At 53.9% G+C, this 1220-nt stretch carries 2 protein-coding genes and 2 pseudogenes; 2 read left to right on the top strand and 2 right to left on the bottom strand.

Annotated elements, in window-relative coordinates; all coding sequences use genetic code 11:
* Together A2I95_RS39795 and A2I95_RS39790 are read left to right on the top strand one after the other, a co-directional pair.
* Positions 1-258 (top strand): fatty acid desaturase (locus A2I95_RS39795; RefSeq protein WP_291737858.1); only part of this gene is annotated, 258 nt, incomplete at its 5' end.
* Between the two features lie 155 nt (positions 259-413).
* A pseudogene (locus tag A2I95_RS39790) lies at positions 414-587 on the top strand (L,D-transpeptidase); the annotation flags it as partial.
* 33 nt (positions 588-620) lie between these two features.
* Here the strand turns inward: A2I95_RS39790 and A2I95_RS39785 are convergent.
* A pseudogene (locus A2I95_RS39785) lies at positions 621-998 on the bottom strand (dihydrofolate reductase family protein); the annotation flags it as partial.
* Positions 995-1220: precorrin-6A/cobalt-precorrin-6A reductase (locus A2I95_RS39780; RefSeq protein WP_291737857.1), on the bottom strand; the 226-nt coding region annotated here is incomplete at its 5' end. The pseudogene A2I95_RS39785 and the gene A2I95_RS39780, both read right to left, overlap by 4 nt.

Genomic DNA, 1220 nt, shown 5'->3' with positions numbered 1-1220 from the left:
CTTCATGGCAGCTCGCACTATGTGCTGCCGCCGGTTCTGCAGTGGATCAGCGCCAATATCGGCATCCACCATGTGCATCACCTCTACAGCCGCATCCCGTTTTACCGCCTGACCGAAGTGTTGCGCGATCATGCGGAACTGTCCGAAGGCAACCGGATGACCATCCGCGAAAGCCTGGCCAATGCGCGGCTGCACCTGTGGGATGAAGACAGCAAACGCCTGCTGTCCTTCGCCCAGGCCCGCCAACTGCAAGCCTGAAGCCAGGCGGGAAACCCGGACCCCGGCGGCGGTCTTTTGCCGCTTTTCCCAACACAAGCTTGTGAGGCGCGGCAATTCCAGTATGCCGCCCCTAGGAAAACCCACCGCGGTGCTTATCTTTCTGCGGAGTTTTCGAGCAGCTTGGCAGAGGAAAAATGACCAAACTCCGCATCACCCGCCGCGCCGCCCTGGCCGGCATCGGCGCCTCTTTGGCCAGCCCGGCCATCCTGCGCGCGCAATCCACCGACGCCTTTCCGCAAAACGAACCCGCAATCCGTGAGGAAGTGCCGGTTCAGCGCAACCTGTCCGCCTTCACCCAACAGAACTGGAACTCGAGTAATACACAGGTCTGTTATCAGGCCTTCATTCAGGAATGACTGGATGGTTGTTCCACCATCAATATAAAGTCTCTGACAGCCATCATTTTCCAGCTGTTCCACCAATTCCTTTATCGGTCCGGCATACAGCGTCACATGTTCTTCAAGTTCTGCGGGAACCGCTTTTAACGTGCGACTCAACACAATAATTCGTTTACCGGCATAGGGCCATTCGGGAAACGTCAGAACCTTCTCGAAGCTATTTCGCCCCATGATGATGCAATCAACACTGGCCGAAAATGCCTCATAACCAAGATCTTCCGCACCGTTTGAAGTATCAGCAGCCATCAACCATTCAATATCGCCATCAGGACGGGCGATATAACCATCCAAGCTGATGCCAATATAAACTGATACCTTCATTTCTTGCTTCCAAAATTCAATATATGTTCTGAACAGGCGTCAATTTGCTCGAAAGGTGTTATTCCATTCGGTAATGCCAGACGAGCCAGCATCATAACAGGAATCCCCTGACTACGCGCCGCTGCCAGCTTGGCCTCAGTCGCTTTGCCACCACTGTTTTTACTGACCAGCACATCGACATGATGCTCTTGCATCAGTGCCAGCTCGCTCTCTAAATCAAAG

This window comes from Leisingera sp. F5 (assembly GCF_001593695.1).
The sequence above is the reverse complement of the archived record's forward strand: the minus strand, read 5'-3'. Positions and strand labels throughout refer to the sequence as shown.